Here is a 16,306-nt window from a genome sequence, read left to right as displayed (position 1 = left end):
TAATCAACAGGAGCAAGCTCCTATTGATTCGCTCGACTTGCATGTATTAGGCACGCCGCCAGCGTTCGTCCTGAGCCAGGATCAAACTCTCCATGAAAGTTGATTAGCTCATTTTGTTACGTTGGCTCATGTTCCTTATAATATAGAAGGAACACGATAATTATTGTTTGTTGACGTTTTTGTTTGTTTAGTTTTCAAAGAACAATATCACTCGAAAAAAGTGAAAGAAATATTACTTTATCACATTCCTTAGATACTATCAATCATTTTTTTAATTCCGATTGACTTTCATGCTCTTTTTTAAAAGCAACTCTTATATACTATCACGTTGTGTACGTTAATACAAGAGTATTTTTTTCTACCTGTTTGCGTATCCACTCTTTTAAAAAGCTTTATAAGCTTAACACCGATGGTGCTCACTTGCAACAGATTTTTTTATTCTACAATAATCATTTGTTCATCGTTCACATCGTTTTCCGATTTGAATTTAATGGCTCCCCCCATCATTGATCCATTAACGGGGTACCGTCAGGAAAATGCAGATTTACAACGTTAAGCGTACAATGTCAAATAAAATAAGGGCAACCTCTCACAAAGGCGAGAAATCCACGTATGGTGTCTGTCAACGGTAAGCGGACCGAAGGGAGCATTAAGGAGTTGAAAGACTCACTACACCTAGACCCTCTTGTGTGTCAAAAGTTCACCGAGTGGCTAGCTATTTTGAGTACAGATTGTACTTTAAATGACCAAGAAATCATCAGAATATACGCCATGAGATGGGAGATTGAAGTCTTTTTCAAGACAACGAAATCCTTATTAAAACTCCAAAAGGAGTTTCAAGGTCGTTCCTATGATTCCTTAATTAGTCACACAACGATTGTTTTTTCACGATACATTGTGCTGTCATGGCAAAACCGATGTAGCACGGACGAAAGAACACTAGGCGGTATGTTTTATGAACTCTGTGATGAAATCAGTGACCTCGATTGGGCTATTGCGCTTCAGCAATTAATCGAGCTTCTTGAAGATACCCTTAAAGAGAGTAACAAGAAAATTCAAAAGTTAATTAAAAGTCAACTACAACAATGGGTCGCTGGCTTACCCAACTATATCAAGGCATACTTGCCTGTTTCAGTGTGCGAAAGTTGAGTAATTTATCAATAAATACTACAAGTACCTCTAGTCTTTCTTTGAAACACTTATGGTGAAAAATCCATTACAGTATCACGATGTTTGCTCCTTTAACATGAACCAATCTTTTTTATTAATAGTGATCGATTCACCCTCATGTAGGTTTGTAAATACAATCGTTGTTAGCAGTAGAAGTAGCATGTTCCTTAATGTATACCAGGTCAACCTTTAATAAAACTTGTCCGTTTTTACATTCTCATTTCCGATACTAATGTTCAAAACTTTGTCCCTTTAAATTATTCGCTTATTAATTTTGAATGTAAAATAATCCTCAAATGAGTCAACTGGTGTTACTTCGAGTGATTGTTTAGACGCTTTTAAACAAAAGTAAGCTGCAAAGGATTGAACTAAGCAAAGAATAATTAATTCATACATAATAATTACCTCACTTTCTGTGATTTGATTAGAATATAAATTATGAAACGCGTACCATATCAAATAGAAATTTGTGGTGAATAAAGAAAGGGTCCACATTAATTAAAAATAACTGTAAATGAAAAGATGACGATTCTACAATTAGTTAATTTCGACATCATTCCCTGTATGCTGAACTATTCAAACGTTTAATTAAAAAGCCTTAATTATTCTTCTGGATGATTTTCTCTATTAGACTTAGACTTGCAAAAAAGATTGTCGCTTACTCCTTAAGAAATTTCCAGATAAGATGACAATTTCTCGAAAAATTCTATCGGTTTATTTTGAACTGACATCATTCTTCCCTTTTACATATGATTCCCTATTAAACAAATGTTTGATTAAAATTATGCTAAACCCGTGCCAATCTTAAATTTCTAACTCCAATTTATTGAAAGGAATGTCGAGACCTGTAGACTTTGTATAAGCTTTCAGAATCTTATCAATAATGATAATGCGAATAGGATTGAAAGCTAGCCAGCTTCCTAGTTAGCAAAAACGACAAATCCTCCGGAGGAAATTCCTGAGTTAACTGACGAGTGAGACGGAATTTAGCTGAAAGGTAGCTCCTTTTGGCTATTTGTCGTGCTTCTAGCGAGGTAATACGCAAAGTTAGAAACTCTTTCGTGAGTAGTTATAGGGGTAAATTCGTCATATACGCAAGGTTTTTTCCTTTAAAATCCTCTTATTTACTCTTTGACACGCAAAAAGAGGGGTTTCCCCCTCAATTATAGTGAAAAGCAGCTCCATATTTAACTTCATTGGCTCTTCTGAATTCCCAGCTATGATTTTCCCTAACAAGTATTTGAAACACTTCTAAAAACGATACCATTTATTTTTCATTAAACAAGGGGAAATTTATGCTTTCTCTCCTAACCTTTTTTACAAGTTTCTTAAGTTACTTGCTTTACTATAATTTATTTTTAACAAATAAAAAAAAGATGTTTCATTAGAATATATCAATTCTTTTTGAAACATCCTCAGAGCAGCCAAAGCTACTTTTTTTCAACTTTTATTTCTTTTAAGATTTTATTTACATTTTCTAGTTTAATAAAGCCAGTTTTGTCTTCCATTGCATTGGCAGCACCACAAGCAGATGCCAGTGCTAAAACTTCTTCAATCGGCATCGACCTTGCAAATCCTGTTGCTACACCTGCTACAAAAGAATCTCCTGAACCAACAGCATTTACTGTAGAAATGGAGGCAGTAGAAACCTTGTATCGGGAATTATTGTAAAGCGCATAAGAGCCATTTGAACCATCTGAAACCACAATTAGTTCGATACCTTTTTGCTGGATGGCCTCCATTGCTTGCCATATATCTTCTTCCATTGAAAGTGTTCGATTTAAAATTTGTTCTAGTTCCTCACGATTTGGTTTGATCATAAATGGTTGATAGGCTAAGCATTCTGTTAATGTTAATCCACTTGTATCAAGGATCAACTTGATCTTTTGTTTTGCTGCTTCCTTAATGATAAATTGATAGAATTCAACTGAAATTCCTTTTGGTAAAGACCCACTAATGACTAAAACACGTATATTCTCTAAAACGATATGGAGTTGTTTTTTGAAGTACTCCTGTTCATCGTGTTTAATAACAGGCCCTTCCTCGAGAATTTCAGTTTGATTATTCATGTTATCAAGAAAAGCCAGGCATTGTCTGGTTTCGCCCTCAATCTGGACAAATCGGTCAATCACCTCTAGATTTTCCAATTGCTGACGAATAAATTGACCATTTTGACCTCCGACAAAGCCGGTTGCAATCACCTTTTCACCTAGTAATGTTGCTACCCTTGTTACATTTAGCCCTTTGCCACCTGCTGATTTTAATGGGTTTTGCGTTCGAACCACTGAACCAATCACAATCCGTTCAAGTCTGTAAGCCGTATCAATCGCAGGGTTTAAGGTAACAGTGGCAATATTAGGCCTTTCCATTACTACCACACATATGGATTTTTTCGACTACAACTTCTTTCATTGCAATCTTGCCAGGTGTCATGTACTTACGCGGGTCATTTGCATCAGGATTTTGACGGAAATACTCTTTCACTGCGTTGGAGAAAGGAATTTTTAAATCGGTCGCAATATTCACTTTACAAATTCCCAATTCAATCGTTCTCTTAACATATTCATTTGGAACGTCTGAAGCACCATGAAGCACTAATGGGATATCTACTATATTATGAATTTCCTCTAGCCTTTCAAAGTCAATTTTCGGTTCACCTACATATAAACCATGAGCTGTTCCAATGGCGACAGCAAGGGAATCAATATTGGTTCTTTCAATGAATTCAAGTGCTTGGAGAGGGGAGGTAAACTTCTCATCTTTTTCGTCTACAACTAAATCGTCCTCTACTCCACCTAAACGACCTAACTCTGCCTCGACTGAAACACCGTATTTGCGGGCATAATCTACCACTTCTTTGACAACCTGGATATTTTCTTCAAAAGGATGATGGGAGGCATCAATCATACAAGATTTTACACCCATGTCAATATACTTTTTAATTTCATCAAAAGTCTCAAAATGATCAAGATGCAGGGAAATTGGAATATTGTATTTCTTAGCAGCCGTTTCTACAATCGAAACCAAATAATCTCCACCGGCATAGGAAATGGTACCAGGAGTTCCAGCTAAAATTACAGGTGAGGATAACTCTGCAGCTGTTTCAATCACTACTTGAATCGTTTCAAGATTGTGGACATTAAAAGCAGGAATGGCATATTTTCCTTTCTGAGCCTCTTGGAACATTTCAACCGTATTTACTATCGTACCTGTTTTTGTAGTCATTTCTTTTTTCCTCCTCTTAAAAGACGATCATTTATGCTAAAGTTTTTTAACATACAAATTCCTTCGCTAGCTCCAGTGATGAGTTGCCTTCCATTGGTCCCTTTTTAGTAACGGCCAATGCTCCTGCCGTATTGGCAAACATGGTGGATTGCCGAAATCCATAGCCTTTATTTAGACAAGAAATCAGGGTTCCCGCAAAACAATCACCAGCCCCCGTTGGGTCAACCTCAACTACCTTTATAGGCTCCAGTGAAAAAGAGGTTTCCTTGCTGTAAGCCTTGCAGCCTTTACTACCCCGTTTTACAACAATATACTCTACACCTTTTGACAATAGGCGCTGTACTCTCGCTTCATCATCCTCCCCGTCAACCAAAAGCTCTAATTCCTCTTTTCCAGGAAGGAATATATTGCAATTGTCAAGAACGTAACCTAAAAATTCTTTCATTTCTGAGTCTTGAAGCAGTTCTTTCCGGATATTTGGATCAAACGATATTTTTGTGCCAGTTTTTTTACAAAGTTCAATCGCCTTTTTAACAGCTGCTCGAATGCTTTCATTAAACAAGGAAGAACCCATAATATGGAAAAACTTGCATCTTTCAAAATCTTCCTTCTTCACATCATCTGGTCCTATTAAGCTTGCAGCAGAGGATTTAAGATGAAAAATAAAATCGCGATCGCCATTTTCTTTATAGGTGACAAACGCCACCCCAGTGGTCAGATCATGGGAAACTTTTATGTAACTTACATCGACCCCATCCTGACGAAGCCTTTCGAGATTCAATCTCCCAAACCCCTCATTACCAATTGCAGAGATAATTCCCGCACTGCTGCCTATTTTTGCTACCTGGTCGATAAAAATTGCTGGAGCCCCGCTGGCAAAAGGGCCTACAAATTCAGCCGTTTCTTCGAAGGTTTGTCCAATTTGCTTTGCCATTATTTCAACAACAATTTCTCCAATAGTTAATATATCTGCCATCAATACTCACCCTCTATTTCCCTAAAATTCGTTCTTTATTACGAACATCCAAGTATACTGCAACAATAATTATGAGTCCTTTAACAATTTGCTGATAAAAATATGGTAATCCAATTAGGTTCATCCCGTTATTGATTACTCCCATAATTAGCGCCCCAATGAAAGTACCAAAAACAGTACCATAACCTCCAGTCAAACTTGTACCGCCAAGGACTGCTGCTGCGATGGCATCAAGTTCGTACCCTACAGCAGAGTTTGGCTGGGCAGAATATAATCTTGACGTAAGTAAAATTCCACTGATTGCCGATGCAATACCGGAGATAGCAAAAATCTTAACTTGCAAAGATTTGGTATTAATCCCTACATATTCAGCTGCTGTTTTATTACCCCCAACCATCTTTGCACGTCTACCAAACTTGGTTTTTGAAAGAACGATATGAAAAATAACCAATAGAATAAGCACAATAACAACTGGAATCGGAATTATATCAAAAAGTTTTTTATTACCTAATGCAAGAATCGCAGAATTTTCGATATTGATTGGTTTTGCATCTGTTGGCGCATAGCCGATGCCCCGGAAAATTCCCATTGTAGCAACCGTAACAATGAATGTTGGAATTCGTAAACGTGAGCTGATCATACCGTTTGCAAAACCAGCAAGTGCTCCCACCAAAAGGGCGATAAGAATGGCAAAAGGAGCGGATATTCCATAACTAAGCATTAAGCCAAGTGCCAGTCCAGAAAGAGCCGCAATACTGCCGACAGATAAATCAATTTCACCAATCATCAATACAAAGGTCATACCAAAGGCCATAATCGCAATGATTGACACCTGCGCAAAAATGGTTAATACGTTATTTGGATTAAAAAAGTGCGGACTCAATATGGAAAATAGTACCAAAAGGGAAATAAGTGCAAGTAATACCCCTCCATAGGTTTTTACTAAACTATTCTCTCTGAAAATTTTATTCCCATTCATTCTTTTCACCTTCCCGTTACTCTATATAATGTGGCTGCAAACTATTTTTTGGTTATATGGCTCATGATTTCTTCTTGCGTTGTTTCTTTAGGATTGAGCTCTGCTGCAATCTCATTATCCCTGATCACTAAAAGCCGGTCTGAAACATTCAGAATCTCAGGTAATTCAGAAGAAATCAAAATAATTCCGACCCCTTTGGCTGCGAGTTCAATTATTAACTTATAGATCTCAAACTTTGCACCAACATCAATTCCCCTTGTTGGTTCATCAAGAATAAGAATTTCTGGGTCAATTTCAAACCACTTGGATAATACAATTTTCTGCTGATTTCCTCCGCTTAATTTATTTACTGTTTGATAAATACTTGGCGTTTTCGTCTTTAAACTTTTAATGTAATGACTCGTAATCGATTTTTCCTTTTCATGCTGGATTAGCCCGAATTTGCCTATTACTTTATTTAAATTTGCAATGGTTGTATTTTCATAGACACTTGCGGTTAGGATCAGTCCTTCATGTTTCCTGTCTTCAGTGACAAAAGCGATTCGATTCTCAATTGAATCAATCGGACGTTTGATGTTAACATTTTTTCCATGAATAAACATATCCCCTTTTTCCTTTTTCAAAAGACCAAAAATGCCTTGTGCAATTTCCGTTCTCCCCGATCCCATTAGTCCATATAGACCAAGGATTTCCCCAGGACGAACATGCAAGGAAATATTATGGAACTTACCCTCATAATGATATTCTTTTAATTCAAGGAGTTTTTCATCTTTTACATATGGGAAGTTTTTCTCCGGGTATACTTCATCCATGTTTCTGCCAACCATCATGTGTATCAAATCATCGGATGTCGTGTCTTTCGTTTGAACTGTTCCGATATACTTGCCATCTCGAAGGACACTTATATAATCGGTGATTTCAAAAATTTCTTCCATTCTATGAGAAATATAAATAATACCGCAGTTTGCTTCTTTTAATCTTCTAATAATTTTGAAAAGAGCTTCGGTTTCTTTACTACTAAGGGCGGATGTTGGTTCATCCATAATCACAATTTTAGGCTGAAAAGCGATGGCTTTTGCGATTTCCACCATTTGCTGGTTTGAAATCGATAAGTCCTTCACCAATTGGGTTGGAAGGATTGAAATATCCAAATCATTGAGCAGCAGCTCAGCCTGTCGATTCATTTCTGCATCATCAATTAGTCCGAACTTTACTGGTTCATCGAGAGCATAAATGTTTTCAGCAACCGTCATATTAGGACTTAAACTTAGCTCTTGATAGATGATACTAATCCCAAGTTCTTTCGCATGCACAACATTCTTTATATCTACCCTTTTCCCAAACAATCGAATTTCTCCGCCATTTGGCTGATACGAGCCAGAAAGAATTTTCATTAATGTTGATTTCCCAGCACCATTTTCCCCCAATAGCCCTAGTACCTTTCCTTCTTCCAGAGCAATATTTACTCCATCGAGTGCCATGACGCCTGGAAATTCCTTTCGAATTCCCTGCATTTCAAGAATTTTGCCCATCGTATCACGTCCTTTAAAAAGGAGGAAATGTTACAAAATATGCATTTCCTCTCATTATAGTTATTCAGCAATCGTTACTTTACCGTCATTAACTTTTACATCAACAAATCCTTTTCCGTGAACATAAAGTCCTGGAGTAATTGGAACTTGTTTTTCTACTTTTTCACCTTTCACCACTTTTACAGCATTTTGAACAGCGATTTTACCCATTTTGTCAGGGAATTGGACAACAACTGCCTGGAATGCATTGTCTTTGTCAACGGACTTACGAGCTTCTTCAAGACCGTCAAATCCGATTACTGTGCCCTTTACATTTCTTTCACTTATTGCTGCTGTAGCGGCAATTGCCATATCATCACCAAATCCAAAAATACCATTTAAAGAAGTATGTCCAGTTAACATATCTTCAGATGCTTTCTTTGCTTCTTCTCTTGTACGGCCAGGTAATTCGGCAACAATTTTCACATTTGGATGGTTCTTAATGTTTGCTTTAAATCCATCGATACGGTCACGAACGGATTGTACTTCTGGATATGTAGTTAAACCAACTTCACCTTTATCTCCAAGGTATTTAGCCATTGCTTCTGCTGCGATCATACCACCTGTGTAGTTATCCGTTGCAATATGGGAAGCGACTTGTCCACCATTTGCTTTAACGTCAACTGTGATGACTGGAATATTTGCATCATTTGCTTTTAAAATTGCACCTTTAACTCCATCAGAATCAACAGGGGTAAGGATAATCGCGTCTACACCCTTATTAATAAAGTCTTCAACAGCGGAAATCTGACGGTTTAAGTCTTGGTCTGCAATTTGAACATCTACATTCACTTTTTCAGATTTCGCTTCTTTTTGAATTGCATCCTTAATTGCTATTTGGAATGGGTGGGATTCAGTTAAAAGCGAAACACCAACTGTAATGTCTTGGGATTTATCCGAACTTGCTTTATTACTTCCGCTACAAGCAGATAAAGCCATTACAGCTACAATCACGATAAGTGTTAATATCTTTTTCATTTTTGGATATCCTCCTTTGAATAAATCATTAAATGGTTTTAGTGTATTATCTGGTAACTCTTACAACTCTTTCGCATGATGAAATCTTGATACATTAATTGACTTTCCGTTTGGCTGATAGTCTTCTGTATTTGTTCGTTTGATTAATTGATTAATTAAATCAACATCCATGAATAAATCAATCGCAGGATTGAGTGTGCATTATATAAATAATAGGAATCACTCCTTTCAAATGTATGTTTACTTGTTTATGAGTTCATTATTGCATAGATAAAAATGTAAATGTTTTCGGAAAATGTAAGGGTTTTCGTCGTTTGTAACACGCTTTCATTTACTAGGAGCAAAGCGAACCAAGCAACAGGATTTCTGGTTATAGCGGGAATCTTCCTTTTTGAACGGTACCCTATTTATAAATAAAGGATTATTTTCACTCCCTAGCCTGTCGGCTTTTTATTGCATAAAAAAAGGATAGTCCTTTAAACTATCAGCAAACGTCTAACAAATCTATGTATGGTTTTGGGCTAAGATCCTATACTATGTCCTATTGCATAATCCGCAGGAAGGTGCGTGTCACCTTCCATTCTTTCTGGAAGTAAGTATGGAAAAATGCTATAATGAAGTCAATTTATTTCGTTCCTAAAGGGGAATTCCTATGATCGACTTTATTTTTGATATACCTGCCGAAAAATACCAGTCCTTAAGTGAATCTGAGCGATATTTACTTCAATATATATTTGAGCATATTGAGGAAATCCCTGAAAAATCCATTGTCAAACTAAGCGAAGCGGCGAATGTTTCTACCGCTACCATCGTAAGACTTATGAAGAAAATCGGGTTTGATGGCTATACTTCCTTTAAATACGGCATCAAAGATCACCTAAAGTCGCAGAAAGACATTGACACGATTGATGAAATTGAGGAAAGAATCAAGCAGGCAATTTATAAAAATGAGCTGGAAGTACTGAATACTATTAAAATGCTGGACAGCGGAAACATTGAAGACACCATTCAAAAGATCCATGACGCAGAGAAGGTGTTTGTTTTTGCCAGAGGTTTTTCTGAAATGATTGCCAACGAAATCACGATCAAGCTTCAGCTCTTAGGCAAAAACTGCGAAATGCATAACGACCCTAATATCATTCGGGTTATCTCCAGAAAGCTGAAACAAAAAGAACTGGCTATTTTTATCTCCCTCAACGGGGAAACAAAAGAAATTGTTGAGGCATGTAAAAATTGTAATATTAATAACATTAGCTCCATTACATTGACTACACGTGTTGACTCATCGCTGGCAAGGCTTTCTGAAATTACCCTTGTTGGATATAAAGGAGCCCACTCCTTTTTCCCGGATTATGAGGTCCGCTCTCGTCTTCCGTTACAAGTGATTTCACGAATTATTTTGGATGCCTATGTCATCCGGATGATGTAATAAGCTTCAAGAACTTGAAAAAATAAGGGCGTCCAAGATGGCGCTCTTTTAACTTTTGATAAGATAAAATGATGATATAGGTGAGTTTTATGTATTTAATAGTTTAACATCACCACCAATAATTCTTTTGATTCCACTGCTGTGATGGAAGATGTTTGCAGAAGAGCCATTGAAAAAATATTAAAGAAATCTGTTACTGAACCCTTTTCTCTTATCCCTCTTGCTCCTAACATACGGACATATGAATTTCTCCAAATATCACAGCGAAATTCAGTATTGTCGTGAAAAATTCACGGATCAATTAGTTATTAAAGCAGGAATAAAAATTTGTGAGTCGCATTTACTTAAAGAGAAATATCAAGAAACACTCAATTTACTTGAGTTGGATTTTTTTAGGATCTGTCCACACTATTCATAATCAAAAATTAAGAAAATACAGTGAGATAAATGGTTAAGATGCTGGTTATAGAGGATATTTTACTGAACTGTATCAAAGGGTTTGTACTGCCGATAATGATGTACTTGTCCATGTCGACTTGATGAATCACTATGCGAGTGCCGAAATCGGAAGTTATCATTTTTCTGATATCAAAGTAAACCCGATCGCTATTAAATTATAAATTAAAAAGCGCCTGTAGCAGGCGCTTTTTAATTATTTATCGTACAACTGGGGTCTTTGCAAACTCGGTCCATGGGGTTGCTGTTTCAATTACAGCTTCTTTTACTTTATTTAAGTTATTTTTACCAGTAGATTCTAACCATTCATAAAAGGCTTCATCTCCTGCTTCAGCAAATACCTTAACTCCGTCTTTCCAAGTAGCTCTTCCACACAAAATACCGCAGAATTGGGATTTTGCCTCCTTAGCAAAGTATAAAGTGTCTACGAACTGCTCATTAGTTACACCGCCACTTAAGTAAATAAATGGAATTCGGCTCTTATCTGAACAATTTTTGTAATACTTTGCAGCTTCTTCTCTGCTGAAAATAGGCTGGGAATTTGCATATTGGCCGTACCCTTCAATATTGAAAATCGAGACTGGTACTTCAACTTTTAACAAATCAACCCCGTACTCCTCTTTCGAGAATTCATCCATGAAAAATTCAATGATTTCTGGCTTTCTTTTTAGAAACTCATTTTTTGAACCTTCCGTTGCATCGTAAGAGACAGGTTCTAAGATAAATAAAATGTCGTTTTGCTTGCACTCATCCCCAACACGCTTTATATATGCCTGTTTGATTTTATTATATTTTTCTTTTTCTTTGATATCATAATAGACTAATAATTTAATGGCACTTGCACCTTTTGCTGCCAAATCTTGAACTGAATAGAAGTCGACCAGGTTTGGTAATCTTCCTTTTTCATTCGCGTCATAGCCCGTCTTTTCATAAGCCATAATTAGACCTTTGTCAGCATTTAGTTTTTTAGTGGCATCCCACCCATATTCCGGATCTAACAGAAGTGAAGAAGAAGCGTTTCCTAAAACTTCACTTACTTCTACTTTAAATTGGCTGATGCCCTCCTCATATGATACACGGTTCGTATATGATTGAATCATTTTTCCCAAGGATCCCCTTTGATCCATGGCTGTAGCTAAAATAACATGATTTTCATTTGAAATTAATTCCAACCCTCTTTGTTTACCAGATGATAGTTTCATATCTATACTCTCCTACTCTTGTTTTGTAATCTTGCTTGTTTTTCAAGTGAAAATCAAGCAAGATTTCTATATGGTTTCGTTAGGCTTCCACAGCTTTCGTGAATTCTGTAATAACCTCTTCTGGTGTAGTAGCATCTAATAAGTTTTGACGAACATCGTTGTGAATCAGTATTCTTGAGATATGTGACAACAGTGTTAGGTGGGTGGTTCCCGCTTCATTTTCAGGAATGAGCAGCGAAATAATAAATTTCACATCTGTTCCATCCATTGATTCCCACTCAATTCCTGAGGCTGACTTTAGGATAATTACCCCTGGCTTTTGAATGGCTGCTGATTTTGTATGCGGAATTGCAAAACCATCTAAAAATCCGGTAGTTCCCTCCTGTTCACGCTTAAACAAACCTTCCACAACAGGCTTTTGTGAAATAGCCAGTCCATGCAGCACCGCAAGCTCCGCAATTCGTTCAAACGCTTCCTTTTGGCTGTGCAAATTTTCTTTTATATGAATACAATTGAGGTTAAAAATATCCATCTTTATAAAGCTCCCTTCTATGCAACCATGTTTGTTTCTTCGGTTTCCTGAACTTTTTTTCTGCTTAATTTACGAGAAAATCCATATAAAATCGCTCCGACTATGGAGCCTACAAGGATTGCAATCACCCATTGAAGTGCTCCCGTTACAACCGGCAGAACCAAAAATCCTCCGTGCGGTGCCGGTACTTGTACTTTAAACAAGTACGTTAAAATCGCTGAAATCGATGAAGCAACCATTAAGATTGGAATAACCACTACCGGATTTTTTGCAGCAAATGGAATGGCACCTTCAGTAATATGTGTTGAGCCTAAGATAAAGTTGACAAGGCCTGCATTTCGTTCTGATACGTTGAATTCTTTTTTAAATAAGACAGTGGCAAAGGCGGTTACAAGCGGTGGTGTAATACATGCTGCTGATACCCCAGCCATAAAGTACATATTTCCTTCAGCCAACAATGCTGTACCTGTAACATAAGCAGCTTTGTTTATCGGACCGCCCATGTCAAATGCGCTCATGCAGCCGATAATAAGTCCTAATAATAATGGGTTGGCATCCTGGAAGTTGGATAAGAACACCTTCATACCTTCATTAATTGCCGTCATCGGTGCAACCAAATACATCATGATTGCTCCTGTAATTAAAAGGCTTAAAACCGGGAAGAGGAAAATTGCTTTTAATCCTTCTAACGACTTTGGCATTCCTTGCAGAAGTTTAGAAAGAAGGACAAGCACATAACCTGCAAGGAAACCAGCGGCAATACCGCCCAGGAAACCTGCTCCTCCAGTAGAGGCAATCATCCCTCCGACAAACCCGGCAACGAGACCCGGCCGATTCGCTATCGATGCTGCGATATAGGCAGCCAGGACTGGTACCATCATTTGAAACCCAAATCCGCCAATGTCCTTCAGCAGTTTAGCAATCGGATTAAAGGTTGGATCCTTTGGTTCAGCTGAATGAATACCGAATAAAAATGATATTGCAATTAGCACCCCTCCGCCGACAACAAACGGAAGCATATGTGATACCCCATTCATTAAATGCTTATAAATCGCCCGTCCGATAGTAGCTCCTGCTTGTGTTTCCTCCGCAGCGGCAACCGCTTTTTTGCTAGCTTTATAAACAGGTGCTTTTCCATCGATGATTGACTTGATTAATTCCTCCGCTCCTCTGATTGCTTTTGCCACTGGAACATCGACGACTGGCTTGCCGGCAAACCTTTCCACTTGGACATCTTTATCCGCTGCGACAATGATTCCATCCGCTTCACGAATTTCTTTTTCCGTAAGAGCGTTTTCAATTCCGACCTGGCCGTGTGTCTCGACTTTAATTTCTACCCCTAGTTTTTTAGCAGCAATCTTTAACGCTTCTGCCGCCATAAATGTATGGGCAATCCCCGTTGGGCACCCGGTTGCGGCAATAATTTTAATCTTGTTCACAATCTTCCCACCTTTAATTTATTGGCTGTGTAATATGATAAACGTTAATTGATTTCATTAAGCCTGGTACATCTTCAAGATCTGCAAGTCCCATTGAAAAAGCAGTCGCGGCACCAGTTGCTGAAGCAAAGCGAAGTGCCTCTTCAATTGTTTCTCCAAGCACGATTTTTCCCAAGAAAGAGGCTAATAGTGCGTCGCCGGCACAAGCTGTATTAATCACTTTTCCCTGAGGGGTCGTAACTCGGACAACTTCGCTCTCAGAGATGTATAGTGATCCTTCCTCTCCTAAGGAGACAAGCACCCGCTGTGCTCCCATCTTAATTATCTCCTTGCCTAACTCTAGTAGCTCATCATCCGTTATCTCATTCTTGCCAAAGAAACTAGCAAGCTCTTCCCTATTCGGTTTCACTAAATAAGGGTGGTAACGGAGGCAATTAAGCAGCTTTTTGGAACTTATATCCAGAACTAATCGAAGTTCATTCTGTTTGGAAACGTTCGCAATTTCTTCATAAATATCATCGGTTATCCCCCTTGGAAAACTGCCCGATACTACAATAAGGCTTCCTTTTGGTATTTTGTTGATTTTATTAATTAATTCCGTTTTTTTATCTAATGAAATCTCCGGACCCTTATTCACAAGTTTAAATTCCTGGTCACCGGCACGGACAAAAGCATTTACTCGGGTAATTCCTTCTATTTCAGTAAAGTCTGTGATAATTCCTAATTTCTGCAGCTCACTTTCAATATATTTTCCTGTGAACCCGCCAATAAAGCCTAACGCAGTATTATTAACTCCTAACCTTTTAAGCATAATTGATACATTAATTGTCTTTCCGTTTGGCTGATAGTCTTCTGTGTTCGTTCGATTAACTACGGATGGATGAAGTGAATCAACATCCATGAATAAATCAATCGCCGTATTGAGTGTGCATGTATAAATAATAGGAATCACTCCTTTCTATGTATGTTAATCTGTTTACGATTTCATTATTGCATAGATAAAGAAGTAAATGTTTTCAGAATATGTAAGGGTTTTTTCCATATGTAAAATTATATTTATAGTAGTATCGTGATGTTTTTATTAGAGGTTAATATGGAAACTAATTGCAGTCGATTTAAACGGGACATTGCTGTTGGAGGAAGGATACTAACTTATCTTTGAATGGCCATATAGACTGCTTTAATAGATAGTCATCTGCCCCTAAATTCAATCCGATAATTTTGTCCGAATCCTCGGATTTAGAGAAAGCATGATTAATGGAAATAGTTCCGGTATGGTCTTAAATTCGACGTAAGCCTCAATTCTAAAAGGAGAAGCCTTTATGAAAAGGCACCCTTATTGTTGATCCTGTTATAGCATAAAAATTCCTTCTTTTAAGAAGGACTCAGATTGTAGACAAAAGGCATCCGGATGAGCCAATCCGGGTGCCTTTTAGTTGTTTTTTTGCTCGTAAGAGCAAAAGTTAGGCCTATCCTATGCCTATATTGTTACGCCATTTCTGGACTTTTCCATGTCCAGTTGGCCATCTTTTTTAAATTCATGCCAGCAAAAGTAAGCATCGCTTGCAAAGTAAATACTTTATTACGGATGTGCTCATATCCTGTTGTACTGAACCTCTTTCTGCAGCCTGTATGGCAGTTAGACGTTCATAAATTGAAAATCCCAAATCAATACGACAGCTAGCTATAAACTTCCGGAAAATGTCCTCCCCTAATTGCGATTTCTCTACGAGCTCATACCAAGTCTTTTTCCATTTGCCGGAATTTGAAAACTTTCAGACTCCTCCTCATGATGTAGCCGCTCCCACACTTCACGAAGAAAGGCAGCGAAAGGCCTTGGTGGTGAAAGTTCATCAGCACTCACTTGATCATTTACAGACGGTATATTATTGCTAAGTAAGTGAACTACTGCCGTTAGATGTTGAAATTTACCTTGCAGTTGACCCAGCCTTCAACCAATTGGCGAAATAAACTTTGTTCTCCCCTTGTCTCGGATGTAAACTCCTTATAAGTAATCGTTCCTTCATACTTTGACCACTTTACCTGGTAGGGATCAAGTCTCCCTTGTGTTACTATTTGAAGATCATCTAATTTCAGAGCCTCTTTGTCAACCAAGCGCAACTGCTGTAAATTGCGTGACTTTAATTCTTGGAAAATAAGTAACGCTGTAGCCTCCAAATCTAAATGAATTCAGATCATTGTCTAAACCGGCCATTACGGCTGTGCAATCTTCAATGTTTCCTTTTGTTTCAACTACGTATCACAATCTATTATTGTATCAAAGTCGGGAAAAATGTGTGTTACACCCCGACTCTAGGAGTTGATATTCGCTTTGTGGAAGATGGAATT

11 protein-coding genes, 1 rRNA gene and 1 pseudogene are annotated in these 16,306 nt (G+C 37.7%); 2 read left to right on the top strand and 11 right to left on the bottom strand.

Features of this window, described 5'->3' with window-relative positions; all coding sequences use genetic code 11:
- Positions 1-97: ribosomal RNA gene (locus M3226_RS27640) — 16S ribosomal RNA — on the bottom strand; the annotation flags it as partial.
- A gap of 599 nt (positions 98-696) precedes the next feature.
- Here M3226_RS27640 and M3226_RS27635 point away from each other — a divergent pair.
- A pseudogene (locus tag M3226_RS27635) lies at positions 697-1,149 on the top strand (IS4 family transposase); the annotation flags it as partial.
- A gap of 1,451 nt (positions 1,150-2,600) precedes the next feature.
- Here M3226_RS27635 and pfkB (M3226_RS27630) read toward each other — a convergent pair.
- The 6 genes from pfkB (M3226_RS27630) to M3226_RS27605 are packed head-to-tail and all read right to left on the bottom strand — an operon-like array spanning position 2,601 to position 8,899.
- Positions 2,601-3,539: a 1-phosphofructokinase gene (gene pfkB / locus M3226_RS27630; RefSeq protein ID WP_251572197.1), complete on the bottom strand. Its 939-nt coding sequence runs from the start codon at positions 3,537-3,539 to the stop codon at positions 2,601-2,603.
- Entirely contained in the window at positions 3,526-4,395 is an 870-nt protein-coding gene (locus tag M3226_RS27625) for a tagatose bisphosphate family class II aldolase (RefSeq protein WP_251572195.1), read from the bottom strand. The genes pfkB (M3226_RS27630) and M3226_RS27625 overlap by 14 nt, the downstream gene beginning before the upstream one ends.
- Before the next feature lie 46 nt (positions 4,396-4,441).
- Positions 4,442-5,371, bottom strand: coding sequence for a sugar kinase (locus M3226_RS27620; protein WP_251572193.1), 930 nt, complete (start codon positions 5,369-5,371; stop codon positions 4,442-4,444).
- Positions 5,372-5,384: 13 nt separating this feature from the next.
- Positions 5,385-6,350: an ABC transporter permease gene (locus tag M3226_RS27615; protein WP_251572191.1), complete on the bottom strand. Its 966-nt coding sequence runs from the start codon at positions 6,348-6,350 to the stop codon at positions 5,385-5,387.
- A gap of 41 nt (positions 6,351-6,391) precedes the next feature.
- Positions 6,392-7,882 (bottom strand): sugar ABC transporter ATP-binding protein, encoded by a 1,491-nt coding sequence (locus M3226_RS27610; protein WP_251572189.1) that lies wholly within the window; start codon positions 7,880-7,882, stop codon positions 6,392-6,394.
- 60 nt (positions 7,883-7,942) lie between these two features.
- Entirely contained in the window at positions 7,943-8,899 is a 957-nt protein-coding gene (locus tag M3226_RS27605) for a substrate-binding domain-containing protein (RefSeq protein WP_251572187.1), read from the bottom strand.
- Between the two features lie 652 nt (positions 8,900-9,551).
- Here M3226_RS27605 and M3226_RS27600 point away from each other — a divergent pair.
- Positions 9,552-10,328: a MurR/RpiR family transcriptional regulator gene (locus M3226_RS27600; protein ID WP_251572185.1), complete on the top strand. Its 777-nt coding sequence runs from the start codon at positions 9,552-9,554 to the stop codon at positions 10,326-10,328.
- 656 nt (positions 10,329-10,984) lie between these two features.
- On the opposite strand, the gene M3226_RS27595 is transcribed toward M3226_RS27600, so the two are convergent.
- The 4 genes from M3226_RS27595 to pfkB (M3226_RS27580) all read right to left on the bottom strand — a co-directional run bounded on the left by M3226_RS27595 (position 10,985) and on the right by pfkB (M3226_RS27580) (position 14,909).
- Positions 10,985-11,986 carry a tagatose 1,6-diphosphate aldolase gene (locus tag M3226_RS27595; protein WP_251572183.1) on the bottom strand — a complete coding sequence of 334 codons (1,002 nt, stop codon included), beginning with the start codon at positions 11,984-11,986 and terminating at the stop codon, positions 10,985-10,987.
- Positions 11,987-12,065: 79 nt separating this feature from the next.
- Positions 12,066-12,518, bottom strand: a complete 453-nt coding sequence (locus tag M3226_RS27590) for a PTS sugar transporter subunit IIA (protein ID WP_251572181.1) — start codon at positions 12,516-12,518, stop codon at positions 12,066-12,068.
- A 17-nt stretch (positions 12,519-12,535) separates the two neighbouring features.
- Positions 12,536-13,957: a PTS fructose transporter subunit IIC gene (locus M3226_RS27585; RefSeq protein ID WP_251572179.1), complete on the bottom strand. Its 1,422-nt coding sequence runs from the start codon at positions 13,955-13,957 to the stop codon at positions 12,536-12,538.
- A gap of 13 nt (positions 13,958-13,970) precedes the next feature.
- A complete protein-coding gene (gene pfkB, locus M3226_RS27580; protein ID WP_251572177.1) occupies positions 13,971-14,909 on the bottom strand; it encodes a 1-phosphofructokinase in 939 nt (312 codons plus the stop codon).
- Positions 14,910-16,306: the final 1,397 nt, after the last annotated feature.

The sequence above is a fragment of the Neobacillus cucumis genome, from assembly GCF_023715505.1.
Note: the sequence above shows the minus strand (reverse complement) of the source record. Positions and strands in the feature narration are given on the sequence as shown.

Excerpts from the sequence above, each read along its gene's own strand:
- pfkB (WP_251572197.1), bottom strand. The coding sequence starts at position 3,539 with ATGGAAAGGCCTAATATTGCCACTGTTACCTTAAACCCTGCGATTGAT.
- M3226_RS27625 (WP_251572195.1), bottom strand. The coding sequence starts at position 4,395 with ATGACTACAAAAACAGGTACGATAGTAAATACGGTTGAAATGTTCCAA.
- M3226_RS27620 (WP_251572193.1), bottom strand. The coding sequence starts at position 5,371 with ATGGCAGATATATTAACTATTGGAGAAATTGTTGTTGAAATAATGGCA.
- M3226_RS27615 (WP_251572191.1), bottom strand. The coding sequence starts at position 6,350 with ATGAATGGGAATAAAATTTTCAGAGAGAATAGTTTAGTAAAAACCTAT.
- M3226_RS27610 (WP_251572189.1), bottom strand. The coding sequence starts at position 7,882 with ATGGGCAAAATTCTTGAAATGCAGGGAATTCGAAAGGAATTTCCAGGC.
- M3226_RS27605 (WP_251572187.1), bottom strand. The coding sequence starts at position 8,899 with ATGAAAAAGATATTAACACTTATCGTGATTGTAGCTGTAATGGCTTTA.
- M3226_RS27600 (WP_251572185.1), top strand. The coding sequence starts at position 9,552 with ATGATCGACTTTATTTTTGATATACCTGCCGAAAAATACCAGTCCTTA.
- M3226_RS27595 (WP_251572183.1), bottom strand. The coding sequence starts at position 11,986 with ATGAAACTATCATCTGGTAAACAAAGAGGGTTGGAATTAATTTCAAAT.
- M3226_RS27590 (WP_251572181.1), bottom strand. The coding sequence starts at position 12,518 with ATGGATATTTTTAACCTCAATTGTATTCATATAAAAGAAAATTTGCAC.